We start from the raw sequence: 20,638 nt of genomic DNA on the forward strand, positions 1-20,638 counted from the left end.
GGCCCTCGCGGGTCAAGAGCTGGCCAAGCGACCGTAAGGCAATGGGGATGGACCGGGTGGCGTGCCGTCCCGCGTCGGCATCCTGACGGCGTGACGGTGCCTGCCAGGCTCTCGGTGGTCGTTCCCCTGCACGGCGGAGAGGAACACGCCGAGGAGTGCCTAGAATCCCTGCGCGACCAGACCTTGGACGACATCGAGGTGATCCTCGTCGGCCGTCCACGGGGCCTTCGCCCGCCCGACCACAGGTTCACACTCCTCACTCTCGGCGACGGCGGCGACGACCCCGGCACGGCGCGCAATGCGGGCGCGTCCTTCGCCACCGGGCGCTACCTGGCCTTCGCCGACCCCGGCTCGGTCGTCCCCGCGGACGCCTACCGCGCGCTGGTCGGCGCCCTCGAGTACACCGGCTCCGACCTCGCCTGCGGCCGGATCCGCGCCTGGACGCCGTACGCGCCGGACCACACGTCCACGCCGGCGGATGTCCCGGATCAGAAGGGCGATCCGAAGGGCAGGGCGCGGTTGCGCACGCACATCACCCGGCATCCGAAGCTGCTGGACGACCCGCGGGCGGGCGGCACGGTCTTCCGCCGGGAGTTCTGGAACCGGCACGGGTTCGCCTTCCTCGCGGGCCTGGGCGAGGACTTCCCGGTGACGATTCCCGCGCACGTGCTGTCCACCTCGGCCGACGTGCTCGGCGACGTGGTCTGCCTCACGCGCGGGTCCCGGCCGCCGGCCGATCCGCTGCGCCGTCTGGAGGCGATGCTGGAGGTGTCGGACCTGCTCGGACGGCACGCACCGCAGTTGCGCACGGCCTACGACCTGCGCCTCGCGGAGGGCCCCGACCTCGACGCCGTGCTGGGGTCCGTACGCGACCCGGTTCCCGACGCGCCCGCCGAGATCCTGGGCCGCCTGGGCCGCCTGGACCCCGAAGCGGTGGAACGGCTGCCGGTCCTCAGGCGGCTGCAGATCCACCTCGCCGCCAGCGGCATGACCGGCGAGCTGGCGGAGCTGCGGACGTTCGCCGCGTCGGAGATCAGGCACCGGGGCGTGCTCCGGCGGGGGCTGCGGCCCCGCCGCTGGTATCTCGACTACCCCTTCCGCCGCGATCCCCGGCTCCCGCGCTCCCTGTTCGACGCCACCCACGACCTGCGGCTCGTCGCCTGCGTGGACGACGTACGGCACGCGGACGACAGGCTGGCCCTGGCCGGCCACGCGTACATCGCCCACCTGGACAGCGGGCGCAGCCGGATCGAGCTGTGGCTTCAGCGGGGGGAGGAGCGGATCGCTCTGCCGGTGCGGCGGACCCGCAGGCCCGACGTGACCGCCGACTCCCGCCAGTCGGTCGCCTGCCACGACGACTCCGGCTTCGAGACCGTGATCGCCCTCGACACCCTGCCCGCCGGCCGGTGGGCGTTGCACGCGCGGGTCCGGGCGCGGGGCGTGACCCGGACGGGCCGGGCGGTCGGAGCCCCGGGCGAGCGCGTCTTCGACGCCGGAAACACGCGCGTCTCCCTCACCCGTGACCGCGGGCTGACGCTCGGCCCCCGCACCGGCGGCGGCCCGCGTCCCGATCCGGGCGGCGAAATGGCCACGGCCCGGCGGACGGAGTCCGGCGGCGAAATAAGCACGATCCGGTGGACGGAGTCCGGCGAGCTGGTCCTGGAGGGGACGGGCCGGTGCCCTGCCGGCCGGATCGTGCTGGAGCGCGGGGCGGAGCGGCACTCCTGGCCGGTCCGCCAGGACGAGGAGACGTGGACGGCCGCCGTCGGCAGGACGGCCGAGGGACTCCCGCTCCGCAGCGGGACCTGGCGGGTGCTCGCCCCGTCGCCAGAGGGCACCCTGTCACCAGAGGGCACCCTGTCACCGGAGGGCGCCGTGTCACCGGAGGGCACCCTGTCACCGGAGGGCACGGACGCGCGCGTGCGCCTGAGCGCGGCCCTGATCGCCGACCCGCCGCGGCCGCGCGTCACCGGGTTCCACGAGATCTCCGTCCGCACCTCACGCGACGGCGACCTGAGCCTCGCGGTGCGCCCCGCGCTCGGCCCGCACGAGCGTGGGCCGTACGCGACGCGCAGGCGGCGGGCGGTGGCGCCGCGCCGCACGACCCTGCGGGACGCGGCGGTGTTCGACAGTTACGGCGGCGGGCAGTACTCCTGCAATCCCCGGGCCGTCTCGGAGGAGCTGGCGCGCCGCCACCCGGGCATGGAGATCGTCTGGGTCACCCGGGACGGGCAGTTCGCGGTCCCGCCGGGGGTGCGCCTGGTCCTGTACGGCTCGCGCGAGCACGAGGAGGCGCTGCGCACCAGCCGCTTCGTGGTGGCGAACCGGCGTACGCAGCCGGGGTGGTATCGCAAGCCGCGTGGGCAGACGGTCGTGCAGACCTGGCACGGCACGCCGCTCAAACGCCTTGGGCTTGACCTGGAGGGCATGCCGTACGCGCAGCGGGTGCCGCGCGACGAGCTGGCGCGGCAGGTGGCGACCTGGGATCTGCTGCTGTCGCCGAGCCCGTTCGCCACCTCCGCGCTGCGCGGCGCGTTCGGCTACGAGGGGGAGATCCTGGAGTCGGGCTACCCGCGCAACGACCTGCTGTTCGATCCCGCTCGCGCCCGCGCGGCCCGGCGGCGGCTTGGCCTGACCGGCGACCGGCGGATCATCCTGTACGCGCCGACGTGGCGGGACGACGACACCGGCGGACGGCTCGCGCTCGACCCGGTCAGGGTGGCGGGGGCGCTGGGCGACGACGACCTGCTGCTCGTGCGGGCGCACTACCTGGTGGCGCGGGACATGACGATCCCGAACGGCGATCGCATCCGCGATGTCTCCAGATTTCCCGACATGGCGGATCTCTTGGCCGCCGCGGACGTGCTGGTCACCGACTACTCGTCGGCGATGTTCGACTTCGCGTGCACCGGCAGGCCCATGGTGTTCTTCACGCACGACCTGGAGCACTACCGCGACGAGGTGCGCGGCTTCTACTTCGACTTCGAGGCCGAGGCCCCCGGGCCCGTCCTCGGGACCGCCGACGACGTGCTCGACGTGCTGCGGTACGGCGACCTCGGGCAGTTCGCGGCGCGCTACGAGGGGTTCGCCCGCAGATACTGCCCGTGGGACGACGGTCACGCCTCGGCGCGCGTGGTCGCGCGCGTGCGGCCATGACCCGCCCGTCCCGGCACGCCGCCGGCCGTTCGCCCCGCCGTACGGCCGAAGCGCCGTCGCGAGGCACCGCGCCCACGGTGCCCACAGCCCCCACGGCGCCCACGGCCCCTGCGGCGCCGACGGCCCCGGCGGAGGCGGCCGAGCGCGCCGCCCGGTTGGACCGGTTGTCCGTCGTGATCGTCGTGCCTGCCGTGCTCGCGCTGGCCGCCGGGTTGTGGGACCTCGGCGGGCCGCCGCCGTGGCGGGACGAGGCGGCCACCGTCAGCGCGGTCGGCCGCACCCTTCCCCAGCTGGCGCACCTGCTGTGGTCGGTCGACGCGGTGCACGGCCTCTACTACGCGCTGATGCACATGGTCGCGGGGCTGTCCGGCACCGCCGAGGTGGCGCTGCGGATCCCGTCCGTCGTCGCGGGCGCGCTGGCCGCGGCCGGGACCGGCGCGATCGGCCGCGCGCTCGGCGCCCCCCGGGCGGGTCTGTACGGCGGCGTGCTGCTGGCCCTCATGCCCATCTTCTCCAGGTATGTCCAGGAGGCCCGGCCGTACGCGCTGACGGCGGCGGCGGCCGTCGGCGTGACCCTGCTGTTCCTGCGCGTGCTGCGGTCGCCGACGTCGGCGGTCCTGGCCGCGTACGCGGCGGCGCTGACCGTGCTGGCCTATCTCAACCTGTTCGCGTTACTGGTCGTGGGGGCGCACGGCATCGCGCTGATCCTGTCGAGGGGACCGCTGCTCCAGTGGGCGTGCGCGGCGACGCCGGCACTGGCCGCCGTGGCGCCGCTGGCCTGGCTCGGCTCCCGGCAGAGCGCGCAGGTGGGGTGGATCCCCCGGCCGGCGGCGGACGACGTGGGCAGGCTGGCCGTTCAGCTGTTCGGCGACCTCGGCGGGGCGACGGGCCCCGGGGTGGCCCCGCCGACCTGGGCGCTCGCGTTCTTCGGCCTCGCGTACGCCGCGGTCGTGGGCGTCCGCCGGGCCCGCGCGGCCCGTCGCATGGAAGAGCCAGCGCCAGAGCACGCGCCAGAGCCCGGGGAAGAGCACACGCCAGAGCCCGCGGCAGGACGTGCCGACGGGCCCGGCGCGCGTGCGGAGACGCCCGGTCACGAGCGTGCCGGGACGCCCGCCGCGCTCGTACGGCTGACGCTGCCGTGGCTGCTCGTTCCGGCGCTGGTGCTGCTCGCGGCCTCGTGGACGGTCCATCCCGTGTACGTGTTCCGTTACGTCTTCTGCTGCGTCCCCGCGGCGGCGCTGCTCGCCGGGGCGGGCCTGGCCGCGCTGCCCCCCGGCCTCGCCGCCGCCGTGCTGACCGCCTGGCTCGGCCTGTCGGTTCCCGGGCAGCTCGCCACGCGGGGGCCGGACGGCAGGCAGGACGACCCCCGGCCCGTCATGGCGCTGCTCGCGGCCGAGGCGCAGCCGGGCGACGGGGTGCTGTTCGTCCCCGCCAAGGTCAGGAAGTACGAAACGGTCTACCCGTCGGTCTTCGGCAGGCTCCGCGACGTGGCGCTGGCCCGGTCACCCGAGCAGGACGGCAGCTTCCCCGGCCGCGAGGTGGGCGCCCGGGTGCTCGCCGCCCGGCTCGACGGGCTGCGCACGCTCTGGGTCGTCGGCCACACGGGCAAGAACGTGCTGCCCGCGCGGCGGCGCGCCCTGGTCACCCGTACCTTCGCCCCGGCCGGCCGCTGGACGTTCCGCGGCCTGTTCGTGGACCGGTACGTCCTGCGGCACGCTCACCGCTCGAACGGCGCCGGGGTGGGGAAGTAGGCGTCCAGGAACCGCGCCAGCAGCGCGTCCTGGTCGGGGGTCGTGGGGGCGGTGTCGTTGAGGCAGAACACGTCGTGCCTGCGCCGGGCCAGCATGCGGCGCAGCTTGGCCGGCGTCTTCGGCAGCGACAGGTCCACGTAGGTGTAGTCGACCGTGCCCGGGACCGCCCGCCCGCTCAGGTAGCCGTAGTAGTGCGCCAGCGATGACACCACCGAGATGTCCCGCGACGTGCGGAACCTGCTGCGGGCGGTCGCCGAGAACTCCGCCGGGAAACGCCCCTCCAGCTCGTACATGAGCGACCGGCGCAGCGCGTACGGCACGTGCTTGAGCTTCTGCGTGATCGTGCGGCCGGTCAGGTTCTCCAGGATGCGCCGGTTGTTCATGCCCGCGGCGTGGACCGGGGACTCCTCGGTCTCCGGCACGCCGAAGGGCACGTGGACGGTGCTGGGGAAGAAGCGGGTGATCCCGTTGCCCTCGAAGAACGTCCGGGGAGGCAGCGGCCGCCCCAGGAAGAAGTCGTCGTTGAAATACAGGAAGTGCTCGCTGAGCCCGTCGATGTGGTGAAGCTGCGTCTCGATGGCGTGCGAGTTGAACACCGGCAGCATCGACGGGTCGGTGAAGATCTCCTTGTGGTCGACCACCGCGACCAGGGGGTGGGTGGTGTCGAGCCACGACGGCGTCTGGCCGTCGGTGACGATCCACACCCGGTTGATCCAGGGGGCGTACATCAGCAGGGAGCGCAGCGAGTAACGCAGCTCGTCCCTGCTGGTGAACCGGGCCTCCGTGGTCGCCATCTCGCTCAGCGGCGCGCCGGTGCGCAGCGCCATGTCGCGCTCGGCCCGGACGCGGCGCGCCCGCCAGGCCGGGTCGCCGCCGTCGACCCACGTGTAGACGGCGTCGATCGGGAAGTCGATGTCGTCCAGCAGCCGCCGGACGAACTCCGGGCGGGTGCGGTAGGCGCGGGCGCGGCGGGCGGCGCACGCCAGCGGCGTGAACAGCTCCTCGCCGCCGTCCACGGCGGGGCCGTCGGCGGGGACGCGGTCGCAGGCGGGGTTCGGCCTCGGGGCGACCAGCTCGTCGCCCTCCCGGGACCAGAACTCCAGGTCGCACCCATTCTCGGGACCGAGCATCAGCGTGCGCGACGGGCTGGCGAAATACATGGCCAGCCGCACGACCTTGGCGTCGCCGAGCAGCGCCGCCGCCCGCCGCACCGGGCGCATCCGGCCCGCGTCCGTCTGGCGCGTCCGTGCCCCCTGCCTGCCGTACGGCTGCCGCGCCGCGAACAGCGGCTGACTGCCGGCCACGAGCGCGGCGAACGCGCGCGTGCGGTCGTCCTCGGGTACGGCGATCACCGGCGGCCGGTTGGGCAGCGGGCGCACACAGAAGTACGGCACCTTCGCCTCGGCCAGCAGGGCGCAGACCACGTCCAGCGTCTCGCGCTGGGCCTGGAGCGGACCGGCGTCCGCCCGGATGAGCGCGGCCCGCGGTGCGGGCTCCCGCGACGGCAGCCGCCCCTGCAGCCGCCGGTACAACGTGACAACGGGCATGGTTCCCCCTCGACCACGGACTGTAACCGATCGGCGACCGGATTGGCGCAGGGTTTACGTACACGAGGGGAACGGTCAAGAACCGGCAATGAGATTCCCTGCCTGTTACCGAAGAGCAGGCCAACGGCTACCGGTTGTAGTCATTCTTGCCTGCATGGGAGGCTTCACGCTGGACGACATACTCGCGACGCGCAAGCCGAGAGACTCGTGGTGGACCGTCTTCATGGTCGATCCGCTCGCCTGCCGGCTCGCGCTGCTCGTGGCCAATCACACATCGATCACGCCGAACGGGCTGACCCGGCTGTCCATGCTGATCGGCTTCGCCTCGGCGGCCGCCTTCACGGAGGGCATGCTCGCCGCCGGGGCGGTTCTGTTCTATCTGAGTTTCACGGTCGACTGCATGGACGGCAAGATCGCCAGGCTCAAGGGCACGGGGACGCCCTTCGGTCTGTGGCTCGACTATGTCGGCGACCGGGTGCGGGTGGTCTGCTGCGCCTTCGGATGGGGGTTCGGGGAATACACCCGCACGGGGGACACCGACGTGGTGCTCGCCGCCGTCGGCGTCGTCGTGCTCGACCTGTTCCGCTATATCAACGGCCCGCAGCTGAAGCGGGTCAAGGACGCCACCCGCGCACTGCTCTACGCGCGGCTGGACGGGCAGTACGTCCTCGCCGAGAGCGTCCTGCGCTCCAGGCCGCGCAGCGAGCTGGAGCAGGCCGCCGCGGAGTTCGGCGAGGTCGCCACCGACGAGGGCGCGACGGTGGTCGACCTGCAGAAGGCGTTCCACGCCCGCTTCCCCTGGTACGACCGGTTCCGCGTCTTCCTGGTGCGGCACCGGGTGCGCACCCACGTGGTGAGCGGCATCGAGTTCCACGCCGCGGTCTTCGTCGTGGGCCCGCTGTTCGGTCCCAGGGCCATGGTGCCGGTCTCGGTCGTGGCCGGCGCGCTGCTGCTGACGTTCGAGATGAGCCTCGTCTACCGCGTCTGGCTGGCCGCGAGGCAGGTGCCCAGCACCGCCGCCGAGAAACAGAAGATCCTTGTCTGACCGGCCGTTCCGGCCGATTCCGCACGCACGTTACGGCGTGACGCCGTAGGACCCGCGTCACAAGCCGCGCTCGGGGGAGAGCGGCCTGACGTCTGGCAATTTCACCACGGGGGATAGAACTTATGCATTCGGACAGACCTGTCTTCGTCGTCGGCTGCCCGCGCTCCGGCACCACAATGCTGCAGCTCATGCTGCACTCGCACCCGCGCATCGCGGTCCCGCCCGAGACGCGGTTCCTCGTTCCGGCCTACTTCTCCCGCCGGACGTACGGCGACATGCGGCTGGCCGACAACAGGCGCAGGCTGGCGACCTGGATCGCCGAGGGCCGGACCACGAAGTTCCACGAGCTCGGGCTGAGCCGTCCCGACTTCGTCCAGGCGGCCATGCTCGGCCCGGGCAGCTTCGGCTCGGTCGTCGGCATGGTCTTCAAGAGCTACGCCGAGCGCTTCGGCAAGCCGCGCTGGGGCGACAAGCGGCCCAGCTACTACCGGCACGTCGAGATGCTGATGCGCATGTTCCCCGACGCGCAGTTCGTCCACCTCGTCAGGGACGGTCGCGACTGTGTGGCCTCGCTGAAGCAGATGCCCTGGTACAAGGCGGACGCGGTGCACGCGATGGCCAACTGGGCCGAGGCCGTCGACTTCGGCCGCAAGCACGCGCGCAAGCTGCCGGCCGACAGCTTCTACGAGCTGCGGTACGAGGACCTCACCGCCGACCCGGAGACCGAGCTGAAGAAGCTGTGCGGTTTCATCGGCGAGGAGTACGACCCGGCGATGTGCGATCCGCGCCACATCGCCGAGCTGGCCGTGCCCAAGCACAAGGTGTGGCACAGCAACACGCACGAGGAGGTGACCACCGCCCACTCGGGCAAGTGGGCCTCCCGGCTGGAGCCCTGGGAGATCTCGCTGTGCGAGGAGGTGCTCGGCGAGCGGCTCGCCGCCTACGGTTACGAGCTGAGCGGCGCGCGCAAGCCCGACCGCGAGCACGTCGCCGCGTTCAAGGCGGCGGGGGCCAAGCGGCGCGCGGCGCGGCTGCGCAAGTACAACCGCGACCGGCTCACCCGGCTGCGCGAGCCCGGCCCGATCGCCGCGCTGCTGACGGAGGGCCAGCGGCGGCTCGCCGGGCTGCCCCAGCAGCGCTCGTACGAGCTGCTCCCCCGCTGACATCCCCTGCTCGAGCCAGGCGGCCGGCGGGGGGCGACCACATGGCCCCACCGTCAGGTCGCCCTCCGCCGGGGGAGCGGCAGGCGCGACCGGGTGAACGCGGCGCCGCCGAGCGCGGCCAGCAGGGGAAGGGCCACGACGAGCAGGCCGACGAGCGCCCAGGGGATCGCGATCACCGGGGTGTCCGCCGGCACCATCGTCGTCACTCCGTCGGCGCGCAGGAACACCGCCGGGTGGGAGTCGGGGTATCGGGCCGCGGCGATGCCCGGAGCGAAACCGGCGAGCACGCCCGCGACCGAGCCCAGCAGCGCGATGACCAGGGCCTGCCCGGCGACGATCGCCCGCTTCACGCGCGGCGCCGCGCCCACGGCGGACATGGTCTCGAGGTCCGGGCGCGCCTCGGCGGCGGCCAGCATGGTGGCGACGAACGTCATCCCCAGCACGAGCACGGCCGCGGCGATGCCCAGCACGACCAGGAGCAGCGTGTCGTCGGGAGGCTCCGGCACTTCGAGCCGCACGGTGGCCTTGCCGGTGATGCCCGTCACCTTCGCGGTGATCCGGTCCGCCGTCGCCCTCGGGACGCGGAAGTCCGCGGGATCCACCACGAGCATGGCGGTGACGGTGCCGTACCCGTGCTTCGCGGCCACCTCGGGCGCGACGACCGCGCGGGCCCAGCCCTCCCCGGTGGCCTGCGTGCCGACGGCGGGCAGCGTGAGCGGCGCCGGGTCGTCCGGCCCGGCGGCGGGCGGCACGTCGATACTCACCTGCCCCTGCCGGATCACCGCGGGGTTGAGCACGACGGCCTTCCCCTCGTGCAGCGCCGCCGCCGCGCGAGGGTCGTCGCGCCGCATCACGTAGCGGAGCAGGTCGTCGTTCCCGACCAGAAGGCCTCCGGACCGGCTCGCGTCCAACCACTCCACCCTGCTCGTTCCCGAGGCGTCGTCCGGCACGGAGGCGTACACCGGGGCCCCGGCGCTCGTCGCGAGCATCCGCGCCTCGACCAGGGGCACGCCGGCGGGCAGCTCCGCGCGTACGGCGGACCGGACGCGATCCCAGAGCCCGGGAGTGAGGTCCGGCCCGGCGATCCACAGCGCCCCTGCCGGCGCCTGGGGGTAGTCCTGCGCGTACGCCGGTTTTCTGCGCCAGCCGGCTCTGCCACGTCACCCCCACCGCCGTGAGCGCCACGACCGCGGTCATCACCGCGGCGACGGCGGGCGCCGTGCGGCCCCTGTTGCGCACGGCGTCCCTGGCGGCGAACCGGAGCGGCAGGGGGAGCCGGGCGGCGAGCCGGGCGACCGCCGCGACGAGCACCGGCGTCAGGGCCACCAGGCCGAGCTGGGTGACCAGGGCCGAGGCCGCGATCAAGCCGAGCTCGTGGCCCGCGCTCGCGATGGTCGCCGCGGTGCCCGCCACGACGAGCACGATCCCGAGCAGTGGCCGGCCCGCGCGCTCGCGGCCTCGCTCGCGCCTGCCCGACAGCACGGCGACGGGGTCCGTACGGCTCGCCGAGACGGCGGGGGCGAGGGCGGCCAGCAGTCCCGCGACGACGCCCAGCGCCGCGGCCGTCGCGACCGCCGCCCAGGGGACGGCCAACGGGGGGAGCAGGTAGCCCGCCCGCCGTTCCAGCAGCGGTCGCGCGAGCCAGGCCGCGCCGACGCCGAGCGCCGCGCCGGACACCGAGGCGGCGACGCCGAACAGCAGGCCGTCGGCGAGCGCTATCGTCCGCAGATGGGCGGGGGAGCCGCCCTGGACGGCGACGAGCGCGAACTCGCGCGCCCTTCGCAGCCGTCCCACGGCGAAGGCCGGCCCGGCCAGGAGGACGACCTCCAGCAGCATGATCGCGACCCACGGCGCGGTCTGCGCGATGGAGGACACGCGCACACGCGACGGCGCTTCGTCCGGCGGCGCCGCGTCGACGACGGCGCGGCTGACGACCACGAGGCCGCGTGCGTTGAGTCGTCGCACGTCCGCCCACGTCACGGGGCGTGTTGAGTCCACCAGCCAGCCGCGCGACATCAGCCCGGGATCGACCGGTCCGAAGGCGGCGTCGGGCAGGCTGCCGGGGAAGGCCGCGAACGCGGGCTCGATCCCCGCCAGGTCGAACAGGGCGACGCCGACGATCCGGAGTGGCCGGCGTTCCTCGCCCACGTAGAGCGTGACCCCCGGAGCCGCGTCCTCGGCCGAATCCAGCCGCGCGGCGGACACGACGGCCTCGCCGGGAGCTGTGGGAAGCCTGCCCTCGATCAGCCGGAAGGTGCCACGGGACATCGGATCGTTCAGATCGACCTGACGGATCTCCCCCGTGCCATACCCCTGCGGCGTGAGGTATCGGACGTACGCCTGAGCGAAGGGGACGATCCGGTTGCCGGGGCCGACAAGCGCCGCGATCTCGGCTGGGGTGAACGGCGTCTGATCGCGCCCGGGCTGCCGGGAGTCGCTGTTTCCCCACGCGTCCTGGGTGAGGCCCGCCCACTCGTGGGCGCCGGTCACCAGCGCGCCGGCCTGTCCGAGGGGGTAGTGCCCGTGGTCGGGAAGCGGCCCCGGGCCGAAGAGGGCGCTCAGCACGAAGGAGGCGAGGGCGACCGGAAGCCCGATCATGGCGAGGATCAGCGCGCTGCGCCACGTCGACCGCCGGGCGTTGCGGCGGGAGATCCGCAACGCGGCCCTGACGCCCTTCATCGGGCGGTCTCCGTCCCGGCGGCCGCCGAGTCGGCGATCTGCCCGTCCTTGAGGAAGACGACGCGGTCGGCCCAGGCGGCGTAGCGCGGCTCGTGCGTGACCAGCAGCACGGCGACCCCGGCGTCGGCCCGCTGCCGGAGCACCTGGATGATCTCGTCACCCGCCCGCGTGTCGAGGGCGCCGGTCGGCTCGTCCGCCAGGAGCAGCCGCCGCTCCCCGACCAGCGCGCGGGCGATCGCGGCCCGCTGGCGCTGGCCGCCCGACAGGTCGTCGGGGAACCGGTCGCCCAGGTCGGCGAGCCCGACCTCCTTCAACACCGCCAGGGCCTCCCGCCTGGCCTTCGCCGTACGGACGCCGTCCAGCTCGCGCGGCAGCGCGACGTTCTCCGCGACGGTCAGCGACGGGACGAGGTTGAGGTCCTGGAAGACGTAACCGGCGCTCCTGCGGCGCAGCTCCGCCAGTTGCTCCGGCGACAGATCCCGCAGCTCGCGGCCTTCGAGCCGCACCGATCCCTCCGTCGGGCGGTCCAGCCCGCCCGCGAGGTTGAGCAGGGTGGACTTGCCGGACCCGGACGGGCCCATGACCGCGACCAGCTCCCCGGCGGCGACGTCCAGGCTGACGCCCCGCAGCGCGTGGACGGCCCCCGTCCCCTCGCCGTGGACGCGTACGACGCCGGTCATGCGGACGACCGGCTCGCCGTCCGGCGCGGGCAACCGGTCCGCGGATCGGGGTTCGGTCACGGATTCTCCTCGGAGGGACGGGCGAGGACGGCCTCGCAGTGGTCGAGCCAGCGCTGCTCCGCCTCGGCATGGAAGATCATCGAGTCGACGACCAGGCGCTGGGCGGCTTCGGTGGACGCGTCGAGGGTCCGCAGGGCGCGAGTGAGCTCCTGCAGGCCCCGCATCGTCGCGGACCGCTGGGCCCGGATGACCGCCGCCACGTCCACGCCGGGCGTGGTGACGGCCATCGCGAGCTTGATGACAAGTTCGTCGCGGGGCCGGTCGGCCCGGGAGACGGGTCTGGCGAACCAGCGGTCGAGCTCGTCGCGGCCGTCGGGGGTGATGGCGTAGCGGACCCGGCCCTGCTCGTCCCGGTCGCCCTGCTCGTCGCGGGACACCAGGCCGTCGCGTTCGAGGCGGGACAGCGTCGTGTAGACCTGCCCGATGTTCAGTGGCCAGGTCGTCGCCGTGGACGCCTCGAACTCGGCCCTGAGCTGATAGCCGTAGCGCGGGCCCCGGCGCAGGAGGGCGAGCAGGCCGTGTCGTACCGACATGAATACTCAGTATGCATACTGAGTATGCTCCTGGCGACTCGGGCGTCCTCGCCTCCTTCGTGCCGGCGCCCTCTCCGGGCCGCCCTCACGCGCCCCCGACGGGCGGGTTGAAGCGCGAGTATTCCTCGAACGCCCAGCGCAGCGGGCTCGCGCCGCCGGCTTCCAGCACATGCTCGACGTCGAACTCCACGAGCCGCTGGGCTCCCGGCACCTCACGGGGCTCCCAGTCGACCCGCGCTCTGCCGGTCAGGTGCAGCGCGTCGCCGGTGGCCCAGTCGAGGAAGAGCAGGCCCGCGGCGGGGTTCAGCTCCAGGTTGCCGAGGGTCATGTACATCAGGTTGCCGGCGTAGTCGGGCCAGACGAGCCGCCGGTCGTCCACCACCTCGACGAACCCGGGGTTGCCGCCGCGGTGCGAGACGTCCGAGCCGAGCCCGGGCGCGTGCGTCGCGACGAAGAAGGTGTCGGCGGCCCTGATCCACTCCCGCTGGGCCTCCGACAGGCGGTCCCCGGACCGCGACGTCCGCTCACCGGGCTCCAGGTCCTCGACGATGGTACGTTTCTGCAGGTATTTGGGGCAGTTGGAGTACACCTGCTCGGTCCGTACGATCAGGTGGTCGCCGTCCCGCCGGGCGCGCCCGTTGACCCGCATCCGCCGCCGGGTCCACGGCTCGACGGCCAGCATGCCGATGTCGTGCTCGTCGTCGAACACCCCCGCGAGCGGCGCGACGGGCACCGCGTCCACGAGGATCGTGCGGTCGCCGGACGGCGCGACGAACCCGGGCCGGCCGGTGAGCGGCGCGGCCCACACCCGGCCCTCATGGTCCTCCGCGCCGATCACGACCATGCGCTGGGACTCCAGGAACCGCGCGGCGACCTCGGGGATCTCGGCCCGTACGCGGGCCGATCCGTGCCCGGCCAGCCGGACACCCGTGCGGCGCTGGACCGCGCTCTCTCCCGCGTGCCGCATCTCAGAAGAAGCCGCAGGTCGGAGCGTCGGAGCGGGGGGCGGGGCGCTCGTCGGCGCCGCTCGGCGCGTAGATCTCCAGCCGGATCCCGTCGGGGTCCTCGAAGAACAGGCCGCCCGAGGAGCCGCCCTCGCGGTGCGGCACGATGCCGCCGTGGTGGATCGTCGCCCCGGTCTCCCGGACGACGGCCTCCGCCCTGCGTACGGCGTCGATGTCCGGCACTTCGAAGGACAGGTGGTGCAGCCCCGGCAGGCCGGCGGCGAACGTGCCTTCGCTCTGCTGCCACAGCGTCAGCACCAGCGTGCCGTTCTGTGCGAGGAACGCGTACCGACGCGTCTCCTCGGCCGACTCCCCGCCCGACTCTGCGCCCGACTCTGCGGCCACCTCGAAGCCGAAGACCTTCCGGTAGAAGCCGACGGACCTGTCGAGGTCGGAGACGTTCAGGCCGATGTGCCCCGTGGTGAAGCTCACAGCCGCTCCCTTCGTGGTGATTTCTAATGGTTCGTCCCATTAGAAGATGGAGGGAAGACTAATGGACATCACCGTTGCAGTCCATTAGAAGCCGGGCCGCTCTCGCCTGACGAGCGGCACCGGTGACCAGGCGAGACGGCGCGAGCGCGGCCGACGGGAGAGCGGGCGGCGGCCCGATCGAAGGGGCGAACGGCCCGGGGTTCAGGCGTTCTTGTGCCGGCGGTAGTGGCGGTCCGCTCGGGCGCGGTTCCCGCAGGCCGCCGAGCACCACTCCTGGCGCGGATGTTCCTTGACGAAATACAACACGCACCGGGGTGCCGGGCAGGCACGCAGCTGAGTCCGGTACGGCCCGGCCAGCAGGTCGATCGCGGCGGACGCGAGGGTCGCGCGCAGGCGGGCGGAATCGCCGGCGGCACGCGCGGGCAGGGTCCGGGCGCGGGGCGCCTCGTCCTGCGGCCATTCGAGCCGTGGGGTGACCGGCACCGACGCCGCGGTGGCGTTCACGAGATCGAGGGAGGACTCGAAGGCCGGCAGCACGGTCGCGTCCGCGCCGCTCGCCCGCCCGGGGGACACGGCCCGGGCGAGCAGCGCGCGGATGGCCTGCCGCAGCGCCACGACATCCTCGTGCATCTCGGGAGTGGCGACGAACGTGGCGGGGTCGACGCCGAGATCGGGCGCGTGGTCCGCGACCCAGACGGTCAGCCCGCCGGCGTCCTCCAGCGCGTCCACAGGGCCGGACCGATTGGCGCGTACGGTGCTCACGAATTCCAGGACCAGCGACGAGGACACCGGATCAGTCTAACGCGATAGTCCGGCCGTCCCCGTGAGAGAAAGCGGGCGAGAGCTTCAGCGGCGGACGGCCTTGGCGAGGATGGCGACGAAGGCCGCGAAGCCCAGCCCCCCGACGAGGACGGGCGCCATGATGACGGCGTCGGGATCGGGCCCGGTCAGGTAGCGGACGCCCATGCCGATGAACAGCAGGCCGCACAGCAGGGACATCCAGTTCGTACGGTGCGTCCGGCGCGGGCGCTCGGGCTGCGACTCAGGCCCCACGGCGCACCTCCACGTCGCCGACCCCGGCCTTGACGTACAGCTCGATCGTCGGCACGTCGCCCTCCACGGGCGTCTCCGGATCGAGGACACGGTCGAACCGCACGTCGCCGCCGTCCTCGACCCTGTGGTCGATCCTCACCTCGCCCAGCTTGGCCGAGCCGTGCACCTCCACGCGGGCGGTCGACGGGACGATCACCGTGAGCTGTCCGATCGACACCGAGGCGTCGAACCTGACGCGGCCGCCCGGCGCGAGCGTCACATCGCTCAGGTCGAGCTTCCCCTCGCCGATGCCCAGTTCGTAGGCGCCGGGCGACTGGACGGTGCCGACGGGGTGCCAGACGAAACTGCCGACCTTGCGGGGTATGCCGTTCACCGTCGAGCTTCCTACGAGTATGAGGGCCACGATCGTTCCCGCGGCGATCAGTGCCGCGCCCCGGCCGAACCACGCCGCGACCAGCAGGCCGGCCCCGATCGTGACGAGGACCGCCCCGCCGACGACCGGCAGGCCGACCGAGCCGGAGCCGGTCCGCTGCATGGTGACCATGATCCCTCCAACGATCAGGGCGAGGCAGATGGTGAGGCCGCCGACGAACGACCTGGGCCGCTTGGGCCTCGCCGGCCGCGCGGGCGGCGGCGTGGGCGGGGCGTAGGGGCTCGGCGGGGCGTAGGGCGACCCGTAGGGCTGGTACGGCTCCCGCCTCGTGTAGGGGCCGTGGGGGGCGAAGGGTTCTCCGGCTCCGTAGCCGTGCCCTCCGGCTCCGGGCCTCCCCATGCCGTGCAGGTGGTCCTGGGAGCCGCGGTCGCCGTACGCGCCTGCCCGTGCCTCGCGGGCGAGGTCGGACAGCCGCCGGTAGCCGCTGCCGGCCGCAGGCGCGGAGACGGAGGGCCCCGGCGCTCCGGGAGCCCAGCCGGCCGGCGCCCCGGGGACGTCCGGTCCCGTGGCGTGCGGGTCCGGGGCGGTCTGGTCTGGGGTGTACGACGTGCTGCCGGGGGCGGGCTCCGCGGCCAGCCGGGCGAGGGGTTCGAAGGGCCGGGTCGGCGGATCGCCGTCGGCCCGCCCCGACGGTGCCGCAGCGTCCCCCGCGTCCCCCGCTACGGTCTCCTGGACGAGCGTGTCGTCCACGGCCTTCGGGGGTGCCGCCGGAGCCTGGGCGATCGTGTCGTGGATCGCGGTGTCGTCCACGGCCGCGGCCTGGACCGCCGTGTCGTGGAGCGCCGTGCCGTGGAGCGCTGTGTCGTGGGCCGTCGTGCCGTGGAGCGTGGTGTCGTCCACGGCGCTGTCTGTGGGTCTGCCCGCCGACGGGCCGGGGACCGCTGCGCCCGTCGCGGGCGCCTGCGGCGGTGTCCCCGCCGTCGGAGCTCCCGCCCCGGGGGCGCCGGCCGCTCCGTACGGCTCCCCGGCGGGCGGCGGGGTGAAGGGCGAGAACGGCGCGAAGTTCGGAGTGGCCCGGGTCATACCGCGCCGTCCGGTCGCTCGGTCGGGCATCGACTTGGCCATCGTCAGCAGGTCGACGCCGCGCGCGCGGGCGGCCATCAGCACGATGGCCAGCAGCGTGCCGACCACGATCGTGCCGCGGTTGATCCCCCCGGAGGCGACGTTGATGATCAGGCCGAACGCGAAGACCGCGGCCAGCAGCGCGAGCACGGTCTCGGCGTCGAACAGCCGCCGGGTCCACTGCTCCATGTGGCCGGGGCCGCCGTCCGGCTGGCGCATCAGCAGGAACGCCGCGACGTACAGCAGGACGCCGATGCCGGAGGCGAGGACCAGCACCGCGAAACCGACCCGGAAGAGCACGGGGTCCATGCCCGTGAACCTGCCGAGTCCCGCGCAGACGCCCGTGATCATGCGGCCGTCCCGGGAACGGCTCAGCACCTTCTCGGGTTCGGGCGCGCCGGCGGAGTCGGGAGCAGGGGTCGGTGGTGCCTCGGTCATGGTCCCATCCTGGCCTCGCCCGCCGTATCCCTGCCATCGGGGGAACCCCTGACTCGTCCCCGACCCCTCAGGGGCGGGGTCAGGGCATGCCCTGATGCGCGCAGGGTTTGTGACGTGTGACGATGCTTCCTGAGATGTCTGAGATGCCTAACGCCCCCGTGGCGTACCCCCGGATGGTCCGGCCCGCCTCGGGCCGGGTGGTCGCGGGCGTCGCGCAGGGCGCCGCCGCCCAGCTACGGCTCGACCCCGTCGTGCTGCGCCTGGCGTTCGTGCTGCTCACCGTCGTCGACGGGCTGGGCGTCGTGGCGTACGCCGCGCTGTGGATGTTCACCCCCAAGGAGGAGGCGGAGGGCCGCCGGCCGGCCCGCGAGTGGGGCCAGCTCGCCGCGTACGGCGTGCTGTGGCTGGCGCTGGCGGGCTTCGCCTGGATGACGGGCGCCTCCAGCGGCGGGTTCGGCACGTGGCCGATCGCGGTCGGCGGCATCGGCGCGCTGATCCTGTGGCAGCAGGCCGATCCGGGACGGCGGCAGCGGTGGATGTCGGGCGCGGTCAAACAGGTCAGCACGACCTGGGTGCGCACCGGCATCGGGGCGCTGCTCGTCGTCGTGGGCGCGATCGGCTTCCTGGCCGCGAGCGGCGAGCTGGCCAAGGCCGGGACCGGGCTCGTGTTCACCGCGGTCGTCGTCGGCGGCATGCTGATGATCGCCGCGCCCTGGCTGGCCTCGCTCGTGAAGGAGCTCCAGCGGGAGCGCACCGAGCGCATCAGGCAGGAGGAGCGGGCCGAGGTGGCCGCCCACGTCCACGACTCGGTGCTGCACACGCTGACCCTCATCCAGCGCAACGCCCACGACGCGCGGGAGGTCGCCCGGCTCGCCCGGTCGCAGGAGCGGGAGTTGCGCAACTGGCTCTACCAGCCCAAGCAGGACGCCGACGCCAGCCTCGCCGCCGCTGTACGGCGGGTCGCCGCCGAGGAGGAGGACGCCCACGGCGTGCAGATCGAGGTGGTCTGCGTGGGCGACTGCGAGCTGAACGAGGGCCTGGTGGCCTTGCTGCAGGCCGCCCGGCAGGCGATGGTCAACGCGTGCAAATACAGTGGTGCTCCGGTCGTCTCCGTCTACGCCGAGGTCGAGGCCGACGAGGTGACGGTGTTCGTCCGGGACCGGGGCAAGGGCTTCGTGCTCGACGACGTCGCCAGTGACCGGATGGGCATCCGCCAGTCGATCATCGGCAGGATGGAACGCAACGGGGGAAGCGCCCGGGTCAGGACCGAGCCGGGCGACGGAACCGAGGTCATGCTGACCATGAAGAGGGAGCAGCAATGAAGACCGTACGCGTGCTGATCGTCGACGACCACCGGCTGTTCCGGTCCGGCGTACGGGCCGAGCTCGGACCGTCGATCCAGGTGATCGGCGAGGCCGAGGACGTGGAGTCGGCGGTGACGGCGATCGGCGAGCTGCAGCCCGACGTGGTGCTGCTCGACGTGCACATGCCGGGCGGCGGCGGCCAGGAGGTGCTGCGGCGCGTGCTCGGCTCCGGCTCCCAGGTGCGTTTCCTCGCGCTGTCGGTGTCGGACGCGGCCGAGGACGTGATCGGAGTCATCCGGGGCGGCGCCCGGGGCTACGTGACCAAGACGATCAGTGGCGCCGAGCTGACCGACGCGATCAACCGGGTGTCCGAGGGCGACGCGGTGTTCTCGCCGCGGCTGGCCGGGTTCGTCCTCGACGCGTTCGCCTCGACGGAGGCCCCGCCCATCGACCCCGAGCTCGACTCGCTCACCCAGCGGGAGCGCGAGGTGCTGCGGCTGATCGCCCGGGGGTACGCCTACAAGGAGATCGCCAAGGAGCTGTTCATCTCGGTGAAGACCGTCGAGACGCACGTGTCGAGCGTGCTGCGCAAGCTGCAGCTGTCCAACCGGCACGAGCTGTCGCGCTGGGCCACCGCCAGGCGTCTGGTCTGAACCGTTCGCACGGATCCGTCTGGTGCGATCGCCCCTCGGCATGCGACGCTCGGTGAGTGACTCCTCCGCTGCCTGAGGGGAGCGGCTTCTCGCTAGGCCGCTTCCGCAGCGTCACGAAGGGCAAGCCCTGCCCTGAGGATGTTGATGGCCGCGTTCATATCGGCGTGCGCGGTATGCCCGCACGACGTACAGGCGAACTCGGCTTGGGTGAGGCGGTTGTCCCGCGCGCAGTGCCCGCAACGGGCGCATGTGCGGGAGGTGTTGGCGGGGTTCACCGCAATCAGCTCTCGACCGGCGCTTTCAGCCTTGTGCGCGAGCACACGCAGGAACACCCCCCAACCCGCGTCCAGGATGCTTCGGTTGAGGCCGGACTTCTGGGCGACTTTCCGGCCGGGGTTGTCGATTGTGCCCGAAGCCGAGCGGGTCATGATCGCGATCCGCAGGTCCTCGTGCATTATCACGTCATAGCTGCGGACCAGGGTGAGGGCGGCCTTGTGCGCGCCGTCCAAGCGCTGACGGCGGACCTTCGCGTGCAGCGCCGCCACTCGCGCCACCGCCTTCCGGCGTCGCCTGGACCCCCGTTTGGTACGGGCAAGGTCCCGCTGCAGAACTGCGAGACGATGAGCGGACGCTTGCAAGTGGCGCGGGTTGGCCAAGCGCTCCCCGTCGCTGGTGGTGACCAGCGAGACGACGCCCATGTCGACACCGACCGCCGCACCGGTCGAGGCAAGCGGCTGCGCAGGCACGTCATCACACGACAGCACCACGTACCAGCGGGACGCTTCCCGTTTCACGCTGATCGTCTTCACCCGGCCCCGCACCGAGCGGTGCTGGTGCACCCGAACGTGCCCGATGCCCTGCAAACGGACGAACGTCGCCGTGGGGTGCTCGGGTTGGGAGTCCCACCGGCAGCCGTCCCCGTCCTTCGGCCACTCCACCGTGTCGAACCAGCCGCGCCCCTTGAACCTGGGGAACCCCGGCACGTGCCCTTCTCGGACCCGCTTGAAGAACGCCGCGAACGCCTTGTCCAACCGGCGCAAGGTGGCCTGCTGAGAGGAGAACGACCACCGGCCCTGACCGGCGGGGTCATCGGCACGGATGTGCTTCAACTCCCCGGACTGGTCACCGTAGCGAACCGTGACGCCAGCCCTGCGGTAGGCGGTCCGTCGGTGCTCCAGGGCGGCGTTGTAGAGCTGGCGGTGATCCTCAAGGCAGGCGGCGAGCGAGGCGGCCTGCTTGCTGGTGGGGCGCAGCAGGAACTTGAACGACTGGCGCACACCTACCCCCCCACGTTCCTCTCACCTTCAGTAATCAAATCACCACGCTACTGGAAGGCGCTGACAAAAGCTGGAGGCAGGAAGCGTGGAATAACGAACAGATGCACGTGGTCGGGCATCACCTCAAGCGCTGCGGTCTCCCAACCGTGCTCACCGACTTTGGCGCGGACCAGCTCCTCAAGGCGGGCCTTCACCGGGCCAGCCAGAACGGGACAGCCGTACTTCAGACACCACACCACGTGGTACCCGAGGTCATAGGCCGCACCGTGGGAGACGCGCACCTGACGAGTCACACGATCACGATGAAAGCACCGTCCATATAACCCACACGAGAGGAACTCGCGATGAGGCCAGAGGCAAACCAGCCA

18 protein-coding genes and 1 pseudogene are annotated in these 20,638 nt (G+C 73.0%); 7 read left to right on the plus strand and 12 right to left on the minus strand.

Translation table 11 applies throughout. The features are described from left to right. Positions 1–90: 90 nt before the first annotated feature. Together FLX07_RS08000 and FLX07_RS08005 are read left to right on the plus strand one after the other, a co-directional pair. Positions 91–3,156, plus strand: a complete 3,066-nt coding sequence (locus FLX07_RS08000) for a bifunctional glycosyltransferase/CDP-glycerol:glycerophosphate glycerophosphotransferase (protein ID WP_167748155.1) — start codon at positions 91–93, stop codon at positions 3,154–3,156. Beyond that, positions 3,153–4,907: a glycosyltransferase family 39 protein gene (locus FLX07_RS08005; RefSeq protein WP_142569142.1), complete on the plus strand. Its 1,755-nt coding sequence runs from the start codon at positions 3,153–3,155 to the stop codon at positions 4,905–4,907. Before FLX07_RS08000 ends, FLX07_RS08005 begins: the two co-directional genes overlap by 4 nt. Here FLX07_RS08005 and FLX07_RS08010 read toward each other — a convergent pair. Then, entirely contained in the window at positions 4,874–6,454 is a 1,581-nt protein-coding gene (locus FLX07_RS08010; RefSeq protein ID WP_142569144.1) for a stealth family protein, read from the minus strand. The two genes, FLX07_RS08005 and FLX07_RS08010, sit on opposite strands and share 34 nt — an antisense overlap. 154 nt (positions 6,455–6,608) lie before the next feature. Between FLX07_RS08010 and FLX07_RS08015 the strand changes: the two genes are divergently transcribed. Then, complete coding sequence (locus FLX07_RS08015; RefSeq protein WP_142569146.1) at positions 6,609–7,499, plus strand: CDP-alcohol phosphatidyltransferase family protein; 891 nt, start codon at positions 6,609–6,611, stop codon at positions 7,497–7,499. A 122-nt stretch (positions 7,500–7,621) separates the two neighbouring features. Further along, positions 7,622–8,662: a sulfotransferase family protein gene (locus tag FLX07_RS08020; protein ID WP_142569148.1), complete on the plus strand. Its 1,041-nt coding sequence runs from the start codon at positions 7,622–7,624 to the stop codon at positions 8,660–8,662. Between the two features lie 53 nt (positions 8,663–8,715). Here FLX07_RS08020 and FLX07_RS08025 read toward each other — a convergent pair whose 3' ends face one another. Next, the gene (locus FLX07_RS08025; protein ID WP_142569150.1) at positions 8,716–9,672 is read right to left on the minus strand and encodes an FtsX-like permease family protein; all 957 of its coding nucleotides are present in this window, start codon (positions 9,670–9,672) and stop codon (positions 8,716–8,718) included. A 164-nt stretch (positions 9,673–9,836) separates the two neighbouring features. On the opposite strand from FLX07_RS08025, the gene FLX07_RS37550 reads away from it, so the two are divergent. Beyond that, a complete protein-coding gene (locus tag FLX07_RS37550; RefSeq protein WP_229689527.1) occupies positions 9,837–10,271 on the plus strand; it encodes a hypothetical protein in 435 nt (144 codons plus the stop codon). Here FLX07_RS37550 and FLX07_RS38820 read toward each other — a convergent pair. The 8 genes and pseudogenes from FLX07_RS38820 to FLX07_RS08065 all read right to left on the minus strand — a co-directional run. Further along, positions 10,211–11,341: pseudogene (locus FLX07_RS38820) on the minus strand (hypothetical protein); the annotation flags it as partial. The gene FLX07_RS37550 and the pseudogene FLX07_RS38820 sit on opposite strands and share 61 nt — an antisense overlap. Further along, positions 11,338–12,021 (minus strand): ABC transporter ATP-binding protein, encoded by a 684-nt coding sequence (locus tag FLX07_RS08035; RefSeq protein ID WP_142569894.1) that lies wholly within the window; start codon positions 12,019–12,021, stop codon positions 11,338–11,340. The gene FLX07_RS08035 and the pseudogene FLX07_RS38820, both read right to left, overlap by 4 nt. A gap of 56 nt (positions 12,022–12,077) precedes the next feature. Then, entirely contained in the window at positions 12,078–12,614 is a 537-nt protein-coding gene (locus tag FLX07_RS08040; protein WP_142569152.1) for a PadR family transcriptional regulator, read from the minus strand. 85 nt (positions 12,615–12,699) lie between these two features. Continuing rightward, positions 12,700–13,581, minus strand: a complete 882-nt coding sequence (locus FLX07_RS08045) for a pyridoxamine 5'-phosphate oxidase family protein (protein ID WP_142569154.1) — start codon at positions 13,579–13,581, stop codon at positions 12,700–12,702. A gap of 1 nt (position 13,582) precedes the next feature. Then, positions 13,583–14,050 (minus strand): VOC family protein, encoded by a 468-nt coding sequence (locus tag FLX07_RS08050; RefSeq protein ID WP_142569156.1) that lies wholly within the window; start codon positions 14,048–14,050, stop codon positions 13,583–13,585. Positions 14,051–14,251: 201 nt separating this feature from the next. After that, a complete protein-coding gene (locus FLX07_RS08055; protein WP_142569158.1) occupies positions 14,252–14,839 on the minus strand; it encodes a CGNR zinc finger domain-containing protein in 588 nt (195 codons plus the stop codon). A gap of 57 nt (positions 14,840–14,896) precedes the next feature. After that, the gene (locus FLX07_RS08060) at positions 14,897–15,103 is read right to left on the minus strand and encodes a hypothetical protein (RefSeq protein ID WP_142569161.1); all 207 of its coding nucleotides are present in this window, start codon (positions 15,101–15,103) and stop codon (positions 14,897–14,899) included. Further along, positions 15,093–17,036 carry a PspC domain-containing protein gene (locus tag FLX07_RS08065; RefSeq protein WP_142569163.1) on the minus strand — a complete coding sequence of 648 codons (1,944 nt, stop codon included), beginning with the start codon at positions 17,034–17,036 and terminating at the stop codon, positions 15,093–15,095. The genes FLX07_RS08060 and FLX07_RS08065 overlap by 11 nt, the downstream gene beginning before the upstream one ends. 143 nt (positions 17,037–17,179) lie before the next feature. Between FLX07_RS08065 and FLX07_RS08070 the strand changes: the two genes are divergently transcribed. Both FLX07_RS08070 and FLX07_RS08075 read left to right on the plus strand, forming a co-directional pair. Beyond that, positions 17,180–18,358: an ATP-binding protein gene (locus tag FLX07_RS08070; protein WP_373292475.1), complete on the plus strand. Its 1,179-nt coding sequence runs from the start codon at positions 17,180–17,182 to the stop codon at positions 18,356–18,358. Then, on the plus strand, positions 18,355–18,993 hold the full coding sequence (locus FLX07_RS08075; RefSeq protein ID WP_139573562.1) for a response regulator: 639 nt from the start codon (positions 18,355–18,357) through the stop codon (positions 18,991–18,993). Before FLX07_RS08070 ends, FLX07_RS08075 begins: the two co-directional genes overlap by 4 nt. Positions 18,994–19,085: 92 nt before the next feature. Here the strand turns inward: FLX07_RS08075 and FLX07_RS08080 are convergent, their stop codons facing one another. After that, positions 19,086–20,270: an RNA-guided endonuclease InsQ/TnpB family protein gene (locus FLX07_RS08080; RefSeq protein WP_142569166.1), complete on the minus strand. Its 1,185-nt coding sequence runs from the start codon at positions 20,268–20,270 to the stop codon at positions 19,086–19,088. Between the two features lie 47 nt (positions 20,271–20,317). Beyond that, positions 20,318–20,563: a transposase gene (locus tag FLX07_RS08085; RefSeq protein WP_229689528.1), complete on the minus strand. Its 246-nt coding sequence runs from the start codon at positions 20,561–20,563 to the stop codon at positions 20,318–20,320. Between the last annotated feature and the right edge of the window lie 75 nt (positions 20,564–20,638).

Origin of the sequence: Microbispora bryophytorum (assembly GCF_006874465.1) — a bacterium.
In the GTDB taxonomy this organism is placed as follows: domain Bacteria; phylum Actinomycetota; class Actinomycetes; order Streptosporangiales; family Streptosporangiaceae; genus Microbispora; species Microbispora bryophytorum.

Coding starts and splice junctions, on each gene's coding strand:
- FLX07_RS08005 (WP_142569142.1), top strand. CDS start 3,153: ATGACCCGCCCGTCCCGGCACGCCGCCGGCCGTTCGCCCCGCCGTACG.
- FLX07_RS08010 (WP_142569144.1), bottom strand. CDS start 6,454: ATGCCCGTTGTCACGTTGTACCGGCGGCTGCAGGGGCGGCTGCCGTCG.
- FLX07_RS08015 (WP_142569146.1), top strand. CDS start 6,609: ATGGGAGGCTTCACGCTGGACGACATACTCGCGACGCGCAAGCCGAGA.
- FLX07_RS08020 (WP_142569148.1), top strand. CDS start 7,622: ATGCATTCGGACAGACCTGTCTTCGTCGTCGGCTGCCCGCGCTCCGGC.
- FLX07_RS08035 (WP_142569894.1), bottom strand. CDS start 12,021: ATGACCGGCGTCGTACGCGTCCACGGCGAGGGGACGGGGGCCGTCCAC.
- FLX07_RS08040 (WP_142569152.1), bottom strand. CDS start 12,614: ATGTCGGTACGACACGGCCTGCTCGCCCTCCTGCGCCGGGGCCCGCGC.
- FLX07_RS08045 (WP_142569154.1), bottom strand. CDS start 13,581: ATGCGGCACGCGGGAGAGAGCGCGGTCCAGCGCCGCACGGGTGTCCGG.
- FLX07_RS08065 (WP_142569163.1), bottom strand. CDS start 17,036: ATGACCGAGGCACCACCGACCCCTGCTCCCGACTCCGCCGGCGCGCCC.
- FLX07_RS08070 (WP_373292475.1), top strand. CDS start 17,180: ATGCCTAACGCCCCCGTGGCGTACCCCCGGATGGTCCGGCCCGCCTCG.
- FLX07_RS08075 (WP_139573562.1), top strand. CDS start 18,355: ATGAAGACCGTACGCGTGCTGATCGTCGACGACCACCGGCTGTTCCGG.